The sequence below is a fragment of the Erythrobacter sp. genome (assembly GCF_030066995.1).
Lineage (GTDB): Bacteria > Pseudomonadota > Alphaproteobacteria > Sphingomonadales > Sphingomonadaceae > Erythrobacter.
On the sequence record NZ_JASJAP010000001.1, the window covers coordinates 369,628 to 386,891 of the forward strand.

Sequence of the window (17,264 nt, forward strand, 5' to 3'; positions counted from 1 at the left end):
GAAAGAGTTCAGGGGTCACACGAGAATCATGAACACGATGGAGTCCGATCACTCGGCGGTGCCTGCCGACGAGGCACTTGCGAGTTTCGTCATGCTTGCGCAGTTCCTGGGCACGCCCGCGGAGCCCGCGCAGATCCATCACGATCGCGGGCGGGGTGATGAGCCGTATACATTCGACGATCTGATCCGCATCGCGAAGAAGCTTGACCTGATCGCGCGCCGGAAAAGCGCTGCGCCGGACAGCTTTCCCAAACTGCCGCTGCCCGCACTGGTCAGGCTGGCCGATGGTGGCACGGCCATCCTGCTCAAGGTCGATGACAGCGGCGAGACCGGCGTGCGGCATATGGTGCTCAAGCCCGGCGCTGAGCGACCCGAGATTTGGGACGAGGACCGCGTCTACGCCGAGTTCGAACTCGAGGGCGGCAAAGCCGACCTGCTCATGATGACGAGCCGCGAGCATATGGCGGGCCAGAAGCGCGCTTTCGATATCAGCTGGTTTATCCCCGCCCTCGTCAAGTATCGCCGCCCTCTGCGCGATGTGCTGCTGGGATCATTTTTCTTGCAGCTCGTTGGACTGGCCTCGCCGATCTTCTTCCAGCTCGTGATCGACAAGGTGCTGGTCCACCAGTCGATGACGACGCTTGAAGTGCTCGCCATTGGTCTCGCCACAGTGCTGGTGTTCGAGACGATGTTGTCAGGCCTCAGGCAATGGCTCTTTGCGCACACAACCAACCGCGTCGATGCAGAGCTGTCCGCCGCTCTCTTCAAGCACCTTGTTGCGCTGCCGCTGAGCTATTTCGAGGCCCGGCGCGTGGGCGACAGTGTTGCGCGCGTGCGCGAGCTTGAAAACATCCGCAACTTCCTCACTTCGAACGCTGTCACCGTGCTGATCGACCTGTTCTTCACCATCGTGTTCTTCGCGGTGATGTATCTCTATTCTCCGATGCTGACGTTGATCGTGGCGCTGACGATCCCGATTTATGTTGCGATCTCGGTGTTCATCACGCCGCCTTTGCGCGCCCGGCTCGATGAGAAGTTCAAGCGCGGCGCGGAGAACCAGGCCTTCCTCGTCGAGACTGTCACCGGTATCGGTACGCTCAAGTCGATGGCGGTCGAACCTCGTATGCGCGACCGCTGGGAAAAGCAGTTTGCAGGCTACATCAAGACGGGCTGGGACGTCACCGTGCTCAGCACCTGGGGCAGTCATCTCATCCAGCTGGTGAGCAAACTCACAACCGTCGCGATCCTGTTCTTCGGCGCGCAGGCGGTGATTGCTGGGTCGCTGACGGTGGGTGCGCTGGTGGCGTTCAACATGCTCTCCGGCCGTGTAGCGCAGCCGATCCTGCGATTGTCACAGCTCTGGCAGGATTTCCAGCAGGTGCGCATCTCGGTCGACCGGCTCGGTGATATCCTCAACTCCCCTGCAGAGCCGGAGCACAATCCCAACCGTGCGAGCCTGCCGCCGATTACTGGCGCGGTGGAGTTCGACAAGGTCCGCTTCCGCTATCGCCCCGATGCGCCCGAAGCGCTGCGCGGCATCAATCTCAAAATCGCGCCGGGCGAAATGCTCGGCATTGTCGGCCCGTCAGGCTCGGGCAAATCGACTCTGACCAAGCTCGTGCAGCGGCTTTATGTGCCCGAGCAGGGGAGGGTGCTCGTCGATGGGACGGACCTCTCGCTCGTCGATCCCGCATGGCTGCGGCGGCAGGTGGGCGTCGTTCTGCAGGAGAATATCCTGTTCAACCGCTCGGTGCGCGAGAACATCGCACTGTCAAACCCAACGCTGCCGATGGAGCAGGTCATCGCCGCCGCTGAGCTCGCCGGAGCGCACGAGTTTATCCTCACCCTGCCGCACGGCTATGACACCGTGATCGAAGAGCGCGGCTCGAACCTTTCGGGCGGCCAGCGCCAGCGCCTCGCCATCGCTCGTGCGCTCATCACCGATCCGCGCATCCTCATCCTCGATGAAGCGACCAGCGCGCTCGATGCCGAAAGCGAAGAGATCATCCAGAACAACCTCAGTCGCATCGCTGAGGGGCGCACTGTGATGATCATCGCACACCGTCTTTCGGCTGTGCGTCCATGCGATCGCATCATCACCGTCGAAGCGGGCGAGATCACCGAGATGGGCCGCCATGAAGACCTGCTGAAGGCGGGTGGGCGCTACGCGCAATTGCATGCCAAGCAGACCGGGATGGCTGGACAGAACTCAAGACAAGGCGCGCAGCAGGGCGAGGAAGTGCCAGCATGAGCGTGCTCGCAGACCGCTTCCCCACGCTCACCAGGCACCTCTCTGTCTTACGCGAGAGCTGGAGCCAGCAGAACGAGGCGGACAAGGCCTTCAAGCCAAAGGAAGAGCACGAATTCCTGCCCGCGGCGCTTGAGATCATGGAAAAGCCCGCGAGCCCCGGCCTCAAATGGCTTCTGCGGCTTATCTGCGCGCTGTTCGTCCTTGCGCTGCTATGGTCGGTCTTTGGCCGGATTGATGTGGTCGCGACCGCTGCGGGCAAGACCGTGCCGGGCGGCAATGTGAAGATCATCCAGGCCATCGAAATCGGGGCGGTGCGCGCAATCCATGTGACCAATGGCCAATATGTCGAAGCGGGTGAGCTGCTGATCGAGCTCGACCCCACGCTCACCGAAGCTGATGAAGCGCAAAGCGGGCAGACGCTGCTCTCCGCTCGCATCATCCAGGCGCGCAACGATGCGCTGCTGGCGCACCTGCGCGGGCGCGAGCCCCGCTTTGTTGCGCCTGAAGGCGCTCCGCCCGATATTATTGCAACCGAACAAGCTTTTGTCCGCAACGCTGTGGCGCAATACGAAGCGCAGCGCGCCTCGCTGATCCAGCAGCGCAGCGAAAACGAGGCCGAGCTGGCCGCCGCAAAGGCTGAGACCGCCAAGCTCGAAGAGGCGCTTCCTTACATCGACAAGCAGATGAATGCGCGAGCCGAACTCGCCGAACGTGGGTTCTACTCCAAGCTTCAACTACTCGAATACGAACAGCTGCGCGCCGAACATATCCGCAATATCGAAGTGCAGGAGGCCAACCGGATGCGGGCCGAGGCTTCTATCCGTCGGATCACAGCTGACTTGCAGAGCTTGCGCGCGGGCTTTGGTCGCACTGCCGTTACCGATCTGGCTGAGGCCAATGATCGCGCGAGTATGGCCGCCGAAGAACTGCGCAAAGCGGAGCGCCGCCGCCGCTTCCAGGAGCTACGAGCGCCTGTTGACGGCGTGGTGCAGCAGTTGGGCGTCTCGACCGTCGGCGGGGTGGTGCAGCCCGCGCAGCCGCTGATGGTGGTTGTGCCGTGCAGCTCAGGCGATGCAACCAGCGCGGCAAGCTGCAACAGCGGCATCACCGTCGAAGCCTTCGTGCAGAACAAGGATATCGGCTCGATCAGCGTCGGCCAGCGGGTCGCGGTGAAGCTCGAAGCGTTCAACTTCACCGATTACGGCCTGATCGAAGGCACGGTCGCCAATATCAGCCGCGACGCTATCGACCAGAGCGAGGCACCCGCAGGCTCGGTGCGCGATGAGAACGGTCGTCCGGTGCAGCCCGGCCTTGTCTACGCCGCGACCATCGAGCTTGCCTGCGCAGCAGATGATCCCGGGCGCCACGAACTATGCGACAAAGTGCGCCCCGGCATGTCCGTCCAGGCCGAAATCAAGACCGGGCGGCGGCGGATCATTCAGTATCTGCTTTCGCCGATCAGCAAAGCTATGAGTGAGGCAGGGCGGGAGCGGTGAGACGCGGGTGTTGTAGTTACTGCACAGTTATTGCAGTCGCTTTCATACAATTTGCGCCAACAGACCAGATTGGCTTACCGAAAGGCAAGCAGCCGGTAGCCTTACTTTTCTACCGATTTTTCGATGACGCAAATATTTCACGTTATATTCCATTGCTTTTGTCTGCTTCGTCTGGCTATCTAAGGCTATCCAAGACCGGATAGCGGTCGACCTTGGGAGGGGTAGTGGGGGAGCATCTTATTCGGTTCAGTGCGCGAGTTTTTTCGCACTGGTCGCTTATCCTCATGGCAAGAGAGCGAAGTGTTGCTGCGAGCACACCTGGTCTGCCTTGTGCTCTGAAATTACGGGGCGTAAGGCGTGACGCCCGCGTTTTTTGCCATAGATAGCCCCATGCTGAAGAGACGCTCTAACGGTGAGGAGGCATGATGGAAGCACTTAGAAGAAGTACTGTAAGTATCGTAGCCGTCTTTGTGATTCTTACCTTGAGCGCCATCGCCGTAGCTTGGTCTCGAGACTCTGAAGCGAGTGTGCATCAGCCGAGTGACGCAGGCTTAAATGAGGATCGCTTTCGCGAAATAGTCACGCGGACCCAAGGCAAATCGATGGCAGATTATTGCGGTCATGATGCGAAAGTTAATTTTCGCACGCGAAAAGATTATAACTCCTTTGAGGTCGAATTTGCAGAAGGCGCTGACTGTAGGATTACGTCACGGAGAGTGGCATCGGCTTTCGGGGCGTTGACGCAGAGAGGGTTAAGAGCGTGGATTCTCGATTCCGGCACAGTCGCCGAGTATTTTCAGAAATGCGCTGATTTTTTATCTGAAAAAGACCCTGAATCCAAAGTCTCGTTAAAGTTTTTCGATGCCGAGCGGGTTTTCACCGACTTCCCGTCGAAATGTCCTGGGCTGCCTCCAGGAGAGCTTGATGAGGTTGCTCATATTGCTGAACGTCTCGACGCTCTTGGGGGCGCGAATTGGCAAACGGTTGAGCTTGAGGGTTCATGGTACGAGGGCGCCGAGTGGGATGCGGTGCCGATATTGTGGGGAGCGCCGCCATTCGATCGAATGGAATTGGTGTGTATCACAGCGGGAGTTGTGAATGAGCCCTTATTTCCAATAATTGTCGATTGCATAGGGGGAATTAAATGACTTCGGGTGACATCAATGGTTGGAAGAGAAAAATCACCCTAAGTCCTAGTTGGAGGGAGCCAAAATATAAAAGAGCGCTTGCACGGATTGAGTCCTTACTCAGAACAATTTGGCAGAACGATGCCGGTAGACTTCAATAAAGGCGAGGTAATGGATGATCATTCAGTATTTTTCGTCGCCAATAGGTCAAGTAATCAGTGAGTCGGGCAAGGAAAGATGATTATGCATTCGCAGCAAGAAGCAAATAAGCAAGATTGGAAGACTTGGAGGGCTCATCCAAACCTGAGTCCGACTGATTTTCCGGGCCTTTTCTACACCACACTTCTAGCACTACTGTTTCTTTCACCCGGGTCTTGTAAACTTCCTGATTCTTCAAGTTATAAAGCGGTAGATACGGTCATTTCGCAGGATTCTATTTCCATAAAAGGCATAACCTTTATTGAATTGTCTGAATATATTCACGCAATTAATTCTTGCAAATTATTTCAGGCTATACCTGGTTTAAAAATTGAAGAAATGGACGAGTTAGATGTCTTTGAAATGCACTTTTCAAGATTAGTTGACAGAAGCGATGGTTCCAATATGGTTTTCGTAAAATGCATTGAGAAAAGAATTGGCGCCCGACTTCATGATTACTCGAGTTTCGATCTCGAGGCTTTCGAGATCATTGTTGGTTTTCATGTTTCAAATCTGCGCTCATATGGCTTCGCATCAATTGGCCCGAGCTTGATGATCTTTGATGGAAATGTACGAAGCTTAGGGGTGTGAGATGACAAAACTAGTATTTGGCCCCAACTTTAGTGAGGCTGACAAAGCTGTCGTAAGGCAGGCATACAGGGCATTGCTATCGACAGCCGCGGGGCGGATCGTAGCTGCGGCGCTTCCGCCGGAGATTTTGTTTCAGAGGTATCATGGGCCCGGGCGATCAGAGTCCAATCCTACCCTCAATAGAATCACCCTGACCGACGATGCTTTCAGTCGTGATGCAAGCAACAATCCCTCATACCAGTCGTTTTCCACGATTTGGCATGAAATGATTCACCAAATCCAGACACGAAATTTCCTCGACCAATCAATAAGATCGTATCTAGAAGGCGCGAGGCAGACTTTATCCAATTTTATAGACCACCCAGATTATCTATATGTTGCCGCGCCGCTGGATGATGCCTCGCTAAAGACCGAAGAGACCATTGCACAGCAAATCACCAACCTACTCTGGTCGTATGGGTACCACCGGTCGGCCGACAACGATTACTATCTCCCACACGATGATGCTGCCCCACCTTCGGGAGAGGCGCAGGATACCATTTCCGCCGCCGAAGAAGCTGAGCTGCGTGGGCTAATTGCGCAACTTCAGCAAGAGAAGATTTCACCCGAGCAACTCGTGCAGAATTTTCGCCAGTACGAGAAATATATAGCTAGAGCGAAGGAAAAGGGTTTCATAGGAGAAACGGAGGAGTTTAACTTAGAGATCAAGGCGGAACGTCGGTCGAGAATACTAAAATTTCAGCGCGAGCCCGGAAATCAGAGTCCGAACAGAATAGGTAGTGATAATGAGCTAGCAATTGAAGTTTTCGATCAGGAAGGCGACTCTATCGGATTGATCATTTACGCTATTGATGAGAATGGGGATCTCGTTGAATCGGCTCGTCTTTTTGACGTATACGAGAGAGACGCGGAGGGGAATAAGAAAAAGGATACGCATAATAATATATTACCTCCTGTCGGAGAGGTAATGAATTCCAACGGATTGGAGGTTTATTACGGGTTCGATAGCGGAACTCGCGATAGGATTTCCGTTGATATTCGAATTTCAAACAACCCTCTCGGGGTCGAGTTTTCGAATGTTGGTTCATTAATTGGCCAACAGCTAGGATATAGAATTGCCGGAGGAGACGAATTAAGTGGGGTTTTAACATCTTCTATATTGATGACTTTTGGTGATAATTTAGGCGATGTTTTTGACGGGCTATTTTTTAACAACAATGGGAAGGCGAATGGTTTAGAAGAAGTAATCGAAGTTGGATTCTCAGAATTTGGAGATGAGCTTTTTGAGAACTTTGTCAATTCCGGCGTTGGAGCGCTATCGGCTTACATTTCCGCGGAAATTGTCAATGCTGTCGGTATTGATGGTGTCGGAGGTGAGTTAGTCAACTCGGCTGCAAGCGGTTATTTGTCAGCGATCCTTGGCAACTTGGCAGGCATTTCGTCGAGCACAGAAACACTCAGCCAAACTATCAACAGTGTGAATCCGCTAACGATCGCAGGTTCGTTCATAGGGAGCAAACTCGCGGCGGAAGTTCTTTTATTCGATACGATTGGTGGCCAAATTGGCTCGGCAGTCGGATCAAGCCTCGGTGTTATCGGAGCAACCAAGCTCACTACCCTCTCGAGCGGTGCCGCTTCGAGTAAGTTGTTTGGCGTGTCGCTCGGCGCCGCAGCTGGCCCCGTAGGCGTCGCTATTGGTGCGTTTGCTGGATTCTTGCTGGGTGGCCTGCTTGGCTCAGTGTTCGGCGGAACGCCTCGATCAGGTGCTGATGCCGGGTGGGATGAGGGAGAAGGTCGTTTCGTCGTCAAAAATGGTTATGCTCGGAAAGGTGGCTCCAGACAAACCGCGGAAGCTATGGCCGGCGTTGTCGCAGACACCTTCAACATGGTTCTCGATGCCACCGGTGGTCGCCTTGCTGACCCTTCAGCCATAACCACTGGCAACTACGGAATGCGGAAAAGTGATTTCGTGTATCGCCCGACGTCGACGAGGGATAAACGCGCGATAACGTATCGGGTCTCTAGTAAGAACAATGACTCAGCCTTTAGCGAACTCACTGGGTATGGCATCTGGAAAGGTCTAACGGATCCTGACTTCCAGATTATTGGAGGCTCCAATTACATCAAGCGCGCTGCGTATGCGACGTTTGAGCTAGGTGGCATGAATGCGACCAACTTTGACCAAGCGGTACTCTTGGGCAATATCTCATCGGCGCAGTCCTATGAAGCATATCTCGCAAATAGTGCGGTGATTAATGCGATCATAGCGGGCGAACCGGATTCAGTCTTTGCAGCAGAAACTGCGTTAACTTTAGTTCGAGCCGAGGAGCTGGGCCTTACGAGGCGTCATCGTTCCGACTGGTTCGGTGGGTTCAACGGCCTGTTAGAAGAGGGCCAAGCCAATGCTGCTAAGGTGGATTTCGGCTTCGACTATGATCCACTGAGCGACCAATTAAGCCGTCTCGTCGGTGTGGGTGACTTCGTGTTGGGCGACACAATTGACATTGCTGCACAGGTATCGATCGAACGACCTGACGGAGAAGCGACCACTCAAATCATAGATCTGCGATCTGGCCAGCTCGCAGACCAGACCGGCTTTTTAGTTAATGGTGAATTGCAAGATGGCATCGCAGCCGCCGGGGCGGACTATGATGCTGTAACAAATGTATCCCGGAGTATGTCCGGTAGCAATCTTAGGGCGCATGCAGCTATCACAACCGATGCAAACACTGCTGGTGAAAGCGTAGAGCAATTGCGCATTGTCCTTGGCGACGGTTCAAATTCCTATCTGCAGCGCAGCCAAGCAAATGTCACGATCGTCGACTCTTCAGACAAAGCGTATCTCTTGGTGGGACGTGCCTACGCAGCAGAGGCTGATGGCCACCTGACATGGCGCGTCAGCCTCTCCAAAGCGGCGACTTCTTCAGTGACATTAAGTCTGGCCCTCTCTGAAAATGGTGCAGAGGCGGGCAGCGACTACAATGACAGTCTGCAAGTTTCGGCAAATGGAGTATCTGGTTGGACGACTGCAGGTTCTCTTACGTTGGGACCAGGTGTGACTGAGTACTTTGTCCGGGTTCCGATCACCGCTGACAATACACTGAACCCTACCTATGATCCCTATGAATTTGATGTTGATGGCTTGGTCATTCCTGGATCAGGAAACGGCGAGCGTGAATTCAATAATGTCGAGGGGAATGAGAAGCTTATCCTGAGCGCTGAGGTGACGTCGGGAGCGCAGCATCTCCAAAACGGCGATCAGACAATCGCAGGCCTGGGTACGATCGTCGATGGATCAAATGACGATCCTTTAGTTTGGATTGATGATGTCATTGTTCACGAGGGATCAATGAGCAGTGCCAGTATCGCCCGAAGTAGAGCGGATGGCACGTCAACAGTTACCTATAGCACTGTAGATAATCGCCAGCTTGAGATACCAGTTGCAGCGACGGTGGATGCAGGTGGAGGAGACGACACTGTCCACGCATCCGATCTAGGAGACAACATCCTAGGCGGTGATGGAAACGACACCCTTTACGGCGGGCGCCTAGATGACTGGCTACTCGGCGGCGATGGCAACGACATTCTCGACGCCGGTGCACAAGCCAGCGGTCTAGGAGGCGATGGCAACTATCTCGATGGTGGGGCGGGTAACGACACTCTGAAAGGTCGGGAAGGCTCAGACTGGCTTGATGGCGGCGATGGTGAGGATGACCTCAATGGCGGTGCAGGAGGTGACATCCTCACAGGCGGCGCCGGCGACAATGACGAACTTTTCGGCGGCGCTGGTGATGACACCTATCTCCTACGCCTCGGAGATGGGGCTGATGTCGTTACTGAATTTGATCCAACAGCAGGCCTCACTCAATCAGAGAATGCGTTTCTAACATGGGACAGCTCTCAGGACCAGTTCCTTGAGAACTTGAATTCGACGGTCAGAACCCAAATCGAAAGCCGTTTCAATGCTTCCGCACTCCTGAATGTCGGGGCATTCTCCGGCTTCGTTGCTGGTCAGTACGCGATGACCAGTAGTAGTGGGAGCGGTCTCCATAGCCGGGATTGGTTCGGCTATTACACTCCTGGAGTTTCCGATCGTTCGATAGGCGGTGGTGACGACAGCGTTGTCCTTGGCCAGGGCATCTCCATCGGTGATGTTCGCTTACGGCGTTCTGAGATAAACGGTGCTGCGGGCGACGACTTGATAATCGAGGTCGTCCCTTCGGATGGCAGCGCAGTTCAGGACTCACTCACACTTCAAAACTGGTTCTCAAACCCGTTCGACCGCATCGAGTGGCTGAAATTTGCTGACGGCAATGAAATCCGGATCGGTGACTTCACAAGCTTTGTGAATGGCACGAACGGCAACGACACGCTGATAGGAACGCTTGGTAATGATTTTGTCTTCGGAGGCGGAGGCGACGACACTCTCTATCTCTTGGCAGGCGATGACATTGGCAACGGCGGTTCTGGTGCTGATGTGGTGTCGGGCGATAGCGGCGATGACTTGATCGTCGGCGGCAGCGGTCGTGACTCGATCACAGGCGAGGCCGGCAATGATACGCTTTCTGGGGATGGTGGCGATGACGAGATTTACGGCGGTGATGGAAACGACCTGATCTCGGGCGGTCGCGGGAACGACTGGCTGGTTGGCGGAGCTGGTAACGACATTTTCAAATACAGCCGTGGCGACGGCCGAGACGTTGTTGTAGACGAGCTTGCGGGAACTTGGGCAACAATCTGGACGGCAGCCGGAGACTGGGCACCAGGCTATGACGTCGCATCAGATGGTACCATCACAGCTCCTGACGGCTTCGTATTGCGTGAGAACGTGGGCACATCTAGTGAACCGTCTCTAAGATGGAACGGTCGGTTAGAGTATGACAGCCTTAATGAAACGCTTAGGTTTTTCACTCCCACCGGAGGAAACACCATAGTCTCAGATCAGGGCTCCGACACGATTGAGTTTGATCCGACCATACATCTCAAAGACTTGGTACTCGAACGCGGCGGCGATGACCTCATTGTTCATATCTCCAGCGATGAAGGCGCAAGCGGCGCTTTCAATGGCGAAGACAGTATTCGGATCCGCGATTGGTTCAGCAGTTACGCTCCTAGAAGCATTGAGAAGTTTGCCTTCTTCAGCACTGGGATCCTCGATCTTACCTCCACAACTATAGTTGCGGGCACGGCAGGCGATGACGCAGCCCTTGGCGGAAGCAGCGGAGTCGACTGGATTACCGGTGGCCTTGGCGACGACACAGTTTCCGGCAGCGGTGGTGATGATATCCTATCGGGCAATGGTGGCATTGACACGATTGACGGTGGAACGGGAGACGACGTTATCTATGGGGGTGACGGAGATGATATCCTTCAAGGAGGAGCAGGCGCAGACATCTTGATCGGCGGTGCTGGTTCCGACTGGGCCTCCTATGAGGAGGAAGCAATCGGGGTTGAAATCAATCTGGCTAGCGTCGACCTCGCCACAGGTGCTGCTCAAGGCGACTCATTCTCGTCAATCGAGAACTTGAAGGGTGGCTCGGGCAATGACGAACTCGGCGGAGATTCGGGAGAGAATATCCTCGAAGGTGGCGCCGGGAACGACATCCTAAGTGCTGGTGCTGGCGATGATACCTATGTCTGGGAAGGTCTGGGTGACGGCCAGGACATTATCCGGGAAGGGCAGAAAATAATTGAGACTGCCGTCGATGCGAACGGCAACATTAGTTCCGAATTCCAAGGGTATTGGAAGAATGTTGGGTCGACGACAATTAACAATGGTACCGGTGAACCGGATCCCGGTACAATTTGGGAATACAGAATACGCGAAATTGCTGGAAATGAAGATGTATTCATACATGCTAATCGGGTCACACGAGTAGAGGGCTTAGGGCCACCTCCAAATGGCCTAAGCACCTACCCCGGCGGTTGGCGCAATGGGTTCGTACAGCCTGATGCTTCATCACCGGCAACGCGCGAGATAATTGATACGTCAGAGGATGGTGGCGAAGACACTCTTGAATTGGGCCTAGGCATCCAGTTTCAGGACCTCGCCTTCTCGCAGTCAAACCAAAACCTCATCATCCAGCATTCTAGTGGTTCGCAGGTCGAAATCGAGGGGCACTTCGCGCAGGCGACCGGAGCTCAGATTGAGTTCTTGCAGTTCCACGATGGTTTGAGCGCTCGTCTAGACAATTTGAAGTTTGGGTCGGGCGGTGGAAGTGAAGATGACCTGATCCTCAGCACTTCAAACGTTACGCAGCTATCCGGAAATGACGGCGACGATGTCATCTTCGGCGGTAGCGCGGCCAACGTTATATACGGTGGCTCGGGCGACGACGTGATTGAAGGCGGTGCAGGCGCAGATACATTGTACGGCCAAGCTGGCGCGAACGACACCGTTAGATACGCAGGGTCAACGCAGGCTGTACAAGTTAATCTCGGCATACAGGCACAAAGCAGTACGGGAGACGCGTCAGGCGACGTCCTTAGCGGCTTCGAGAACGTTCAGGGCAGCTGGACCGGTAGTGACACGCTTATTGGCGATGCCGGCGATAATCGTCTCTTCGGTTTCGGAGGCGGTGATTATTTGTCTGGAAATGGCGGCGCAGACGTTCTGGTCGGCGATGATGGCAACGACCAACTGCTGGGAGGATCTGGTGAGGACAATCTATCGGGCGGTGCTGGAGATGACCATCTTCAGGGTGGCACAGACAATGACCTTCTCAATGGCGGCGATGGCCATGACAAACTGGAAGGCGGCGACGGGAACGATACACTGATAGGAGGTGCTGGCAACGAACGAACCTTCGGCAGTTTTGCTGGCTACATCTGGGGCGGTCGCGGAGATGACATTCTCGACGGCGGTGCTGGAATTGATGATCTTCGCGGTGGCGAGGGCAATGACACGTTGATTGGTGGCATTGGTGACGACGTTCTCTACGGCGACCAGGGCGATGATGTCTTTGTTTTCGGACGCGATGATGGGGCGGACGCTCTTCTCGACTCGGTTGGCCTCAACTCTTTGGTGTTCAATGATGGAATCACAAGTGGCGAGCTTTGGATAACCCGTGAATCGACCGCTAGGCAGGATCTGCTGATCGGTGTCATTGGCGGCGACACATTTCTTCGAGTGAATGGCAATTCGCAGATTGAGAAGATCGTGACTGCCGATGGAAGCCTCTTCCTTGGCGAAGGAAAGGTCAATGATCTGATCAACGCAATGTCTCTTGAGGGTGCGGCCACGCCTGATGAAATGCCGGAGCAATTTCTTGACCAAATTGAGGCGGCGTGGTCACCGACTGAAACGCCAGCTCCTCGAGCGCCTGACACTCCTCAACGAGTTTTGGTCACCACTCTGTCAGCGAATGCGTTCAACAATGATCTTTGGCCCCGCATCGCTCCGACCGGAAAAGCAGAAGAAAATCTAGTTGCAGAAGAGGCTTGGCCTCGCGATGTGGACGGCCTGCCCGCCGCTGGTAACCTTGGGCCTGGTTGGACTTCTTCTTACGTGGGCGAGACGTCTTGGGCACGCACCGCGAGTCCGTATGCAAGGTCTTTGACTACCTATCTCAGTGATGACGAGGTTGTGTCTCTCAAAGCTGGCCAGACGGGGCTCGCCGGAGCAGCAGGTGGTGGAGCTCAGAGCAACCCTTTCACGATCGACAAAGCCAAGACCTACGAATTCTCGGTCTACTTCAAGGTCGATGAACTCGACAAACACCGCGTTTACTTCGGTCTTAGTGGCGACGTTGAGTGGGGACGAAATATAGGCGCGGACAATCCCAACCCCTACGTCTTGTCCTCCAACAACATGCCGTCTGCGGCGAACGGCTATGAAGCCGACAAATGGTACAAAATGGTCGGATATGTACTCCCTGACGACTCGGTCCAGGAAGGTTTGGGTGCCTATGGCGGCGTGTACGACACCGAGACTGGTGAGAAGGTCCAAGAGCTTGAGCATTTCGTGTGGGATGCATCCCGTACACTTACGACGTCGAGCATTCGCTTTTTCAACTTCAACGATGAGTCCACGACAGGCCAGTTCACGCATTTCTTCCAGCCCGAAGTTCGCGAGGTCATCGATACCAGCTATATGCTGCGCGAGGGCGACCGTCTGAACACGTGGCAAGACAGCAAGTTCATTGGCGCGACCTATCTTGAAGGCAATTCACCGGTAGCACCTTATGACCAAGATGGTGAGACGCGGTGGACGGAAGTGCAGGGACCAGATGGGGAAACCGCTGTCGTTCTTGAGGCCGGTGAATTTGACGGAGCTGCCGATGGTGGCGGAAGCTTCACCAACACCCTGACGATAGATACATCCAAAACCTATCGCTACGTGCAGTATTTTCGCAAATCGGACATCGATAGCCAGTCATTGAATATCGGTGTCCTGGATCGACGGGCAGGAACAGGCGCTACCGCTGGAATGAAGCGCGTGTCCTCGGGCATCGAGACGTACTACGGATATTTTGTAAATGGTGGTCATGGACCATCGGGTTGGCAGCAAAATCTGGTTGAAGACGAATGGTATATGGCTGTCGGCTACTTTTTTGCCGATGGCGCGCTGCCTACCGGCGCTGCTGACATGGGCGGCATCTATCGTGTTTCGGATGGTTCAAAGGTCACAGCGATTAACACCGAGAACCATCAATGGACCTCGAGCGTATCAAGTTTTGAAGGGCAAGGCTTGTTCTTCACGCACGATGGTACATCTCAGTTGGGATGGACAACCCAGTTCGGAGCTCCGACGTTTGGTGTAATTGATGACGCTGACCTTTCGTCCTACGAGGCGGATCCGTTCGGTAAGTCGACACGGTGGTACGGTGAAACTGTCACGATTACATCGGGCCAGATCACTGCTGGTGTCACCGACTCCGACAATTTGATTTCGGACCTTCGGTGGGCTCTTGATCCTGATGGCCAACCACAGAATGGTGAGGTCGTCTCGGTCGACGAGTTGACTGGGGAGGTCGAGTACCGTCCCTTCGCTGGTGCTTTGGGGCTCGATAGCTTCTCGCTGGTTGCGATCGATCCCGATGGCAATCAGACTGTGGTGCCGATCGAAGTTGAATTGACACTTGGAAACGTGAACCAGGCTCCGGTAGTTCCGCCTCAAGGGTATCGTATCGAGCTGGCAGAAAACTCTGCTGGGAATGGAATTATAATTGGTGTGTTGACGGCCACAGATCCGGGCGAGGCGATCGAATACCTGTTCGACAAGTCGCTTATGGTTACGATGGACAATAAGAACTGGACATTCTCTGAGGACCGGCAGTTTAAGATGAATGCGGCCAATGGTCATGTATTCCACAATGAGGGCATATTTGACTACGAGAGCGGCCCGCAGAGCATGATTTATGACGTGCGGGTTCGGAACAGGTTCGGCTCGACTGATTCCAGGTCTGCGTTCACGACACTAGAAATCGCCATTGCTGATGTTGATGAGCTTCATACGCTTACTGATGCGAGCGTTGATGTGTTGCATTTCCCGACCGCGCTTGGTCCTCTTGTGCCTGTTCCAGACGAGGATGGTTTTGCGATAAACCTATCGAAATTGATGCTTAACGATCCCGAGGGGCAAACGCTGAGCTGGTCAATTGTCGGAGGAACAGCCAATCATCCATTCACACTAGGCATTGACGGTGTGCTTTACCAGACGGGGTCTGCGACTGGCGCCACTACATACTCGCTAACGGTTGAAGCGGAAGATGCACTGGGTCGGAAGGTCAGCGGGGTTCTCTCAGTTGCCACGATTGGAACGAACACTGAGAATCCAGATGTTCCGGTCAATCAACCCAATGACAACGATGATGATGACTACGGCGATTTCATTGAGATCATCGATCCATTGTTTGATATTCCGCCAGTCGTTCTCGATCTCGATGGTGACGGTGTAGAACTGCTTTCAATCAATGCGGGAGTCCGCTTTGATATGGATGCAAACGGAACGCTCGATCGAACTGGGTGGTTTTCACCTGACGATGGCATTCTCGCGTATGATGAGAATGGTAACGGTGTTGTCGACAATGGAAATGAAATCAATTTCCAACGATTTGTGGAAGGGGCTTTTTCGGATTTGGAAGGGCTGGCGTTCTTCGACACAAACGGCAACGGTCTCTTCGACACCGCCGATAGTGAATGGGGAAGTTTTGTCCTGTGGCAGGATACCAATAGCGATGGGGTCTCGCAAGCAGATGAACTCAGCACGCTTGATGCGGCCGGCATTACTTCGATTAATCTGACCGGCCAGCAGACTGGCGCGATGCCTGATGGCCGCGACAATACACTTTATGCGACCTCCTCGTATCGCACCGCTGATGGCAATACAGGTCAGGTTGGCGACGTCTTCTTTGTGTTCGATCCTGCGACCGAGGACGATGGCGGCTTCCCGGTGGGCGATGATGCGAGCCCACCGCCAACTAGCGAAGGCGGCGATACTCCAGGACAACAGGAGGACCAGTTTCCTGGTCCGGATGGAAGTGGCGCTGATGCCCCATCGTTTGAGTTTGGCAGCCTTTCCTATGGCACTAAGAGCAAAAGATATCAGCTTACTTCCAGGTCGGGTTCACTCTTTGTCGGACCGCGAGGTACTGGTGCGATAATGGATCAAAGGGCTGGTGCCATTGCTGGCCCAAGTTACTTCGCATTTCGCAACCGCACGTTCGGTATGCTGAGTGCGGTGGTACTCGATCTTGACGGAGATGGTATCGAGACACGTCGATACAAAAAGACAAGAGCTGCATTCGACATGAATGGAGATGGATCTCGCGATAATGTCGGATGGACAACAAGCAATGACGGCTTCTTAGTCATTGATCGCAATGGGAACGGAGTTGTCGACGACGGTACAGAGATGGCGTTCCTCGATAGCACCGGAGCGCTGCAAGTCGGGCAAGCTGGGTTATTGGCTCTCGACACGAATTCCGACGGCCTAGTCGACAGCAACGATGAGTTGTTCGATCAACTCACTGTATGGGTAGATGCTAACAGGAATGGCGTTACCGATATCGGTGAAATGCAGCTGCTCTCAAGCCGTGGCATTGGATCAATCTCGCTGTCGTTTGCTGCTGTTGATGAAACAAAGAGATTCGGACGCAATCTCACGCTTTCCACCACTGTGTTTACGCGAGTTGATGGCTCGACAGGAACGGCCGGAGATGTTGCCTTTGGCTTTGTTCCAGAGGAGGCTGCCTCTCAAACACTCCCTGGCATGCTGAGCGGCTTGTCTGATGGGATGTCCAATCTGGCAGGACTGCCGATCGAAGACATTTCGATCGATGATTTGCTCGGCAAATGGAATGAAGGTCTCAACGTCCGTGATGGAGATAATCCATACGTTGGTTTGCCAAGCGGTCCGATCCCCCTACCTGCCCATAATGCCGTACCGCGCGAACAAGTCGCGATGAACACACAGACCTCAGACAGCGATGCTACCGAAACAGATTCACAGTTCTATGATGTGAAAGATGCTGAAGTGGCATCTAAGATTGCTTTGCTTCGACAGGAGCTTGCGGCATTTGGCGGCCGAACTTCCATGGATGAAATATATGAACGTCAAAACAGTGCAAATTCCCCATATGACTTCTTCGCTTGATGGGG

General features: G+C 54.3%; 5 protein-coding genes. All 5 read left to right on the plus strand.

Features of this window, described 5'->3' with window-relative positions:
- Positions 1–28 precede the first annotated feature (28 nt).
- The 5 genes from QNI87_RS01835 to QNI87_RS01855 all read left to right on the plus strand — a co-directional run bounded on the left by QNI87_RS01835 (position 29) and on the right by QNI87_RS01855 (position 17,259).
- Positions 29–2,251, plus strand: a complete 2,223-nt coding sequence (locus tag QNI87_RS01835; RefSeq protein ID WP_300593165.1) for a type I secretion system permease/ATPase — start codon at positions 29–31, stop codon at positions 2,249–2,251.
- Positions 2,248–3,747, plus strand: coding sequence for an HlyD family type I secretion periplasmic adaptor subunit (locus QNI87_RS01840; RefSeq protein ID WP_300593167.1), 1,500 nt, complete (start codon positions 2,248–2,250; stop codon positions 3,745–3,747). Before QNI87_RS01835 ends, QNI87_RS01840 begins: the two co-directional genes overlap by 4 nt.
- 422 nt (positions 3,748–4,169) lie before the next feature.
- Positions 4,170–4,895, plus strand: a complete 726-nt coding sequence (locus tag QNI87_RS01845) for a hypothetical protein (protein WP_300593168.1) — start codon at positions 4,170–4,172, stop codon at positions 4,893–4,895.
- Positions 4,896–5,117: 222 nt separating this feature from the next.
- Positions 5,118–5,663, plus strand: a complete 546-nt coding sequence (locus QNI87_RS01850; protein WP_300593170.1) for a hypothetical protein — start codon at positions 5,118–5,120, stop codon at positions 5,661–5,663.
- A 1-nt stretch (position 5,664) separates the two neighbouring features.
- A complete protein-coding gene (locus QNI87_RS01855; RefSeq protein ID WP_300593171.1) occupies positions 5,665–17,259 on the plus strand; it encodes a calcium-binding protein in 11,595 nt (3,864 codons plus the stop codon).
- The last annotated feature ends 5 nt before the right edge of the window (positions 17,260–17,264 follow it).

What these genes read in the sequence shown, in the direction of transcription:
- QNI87_RS01855 (WP_300593171.1), top strand. Translation starts at nt 5,665, where the DNA reads ATGACAAAACTAGTATTTGGCCCCAACTTTAGTGAGGCTGACAAAGCT.
- QNI87_RS01840 (WP_300593167.1), top strand. Translation starts at nt 2,248, where the DNA reads ATGAGCGTGCTCGCAGACCGCTTCCCCACGCTCACCAGGCACCTCTCT.
- QNI87_RS01835 (WP_300593165.1), top strand. Translation starts at nt 29, where the DNA reads ATGAACACGATGGAGTCCGATCACTCGGCGGTGCCTGCCGACGAGGCA.
- QNI87_RS01850 (WP_300593170.1), top strand. Translation starts at nt 5,118, where the DNA reads ATGCATTCGCAGCAAGAAGCAAATAAGCAAGATTGGAAGACTTGGAGG.
- QNI87_RS01845 (WP_300593168.1), top strand. Translation starts at nt 4,170, where the DNA reads ATGATGGAAGCACTTAGAAGAAGTACTGTAAGTATCGTAGCCGTCTTT.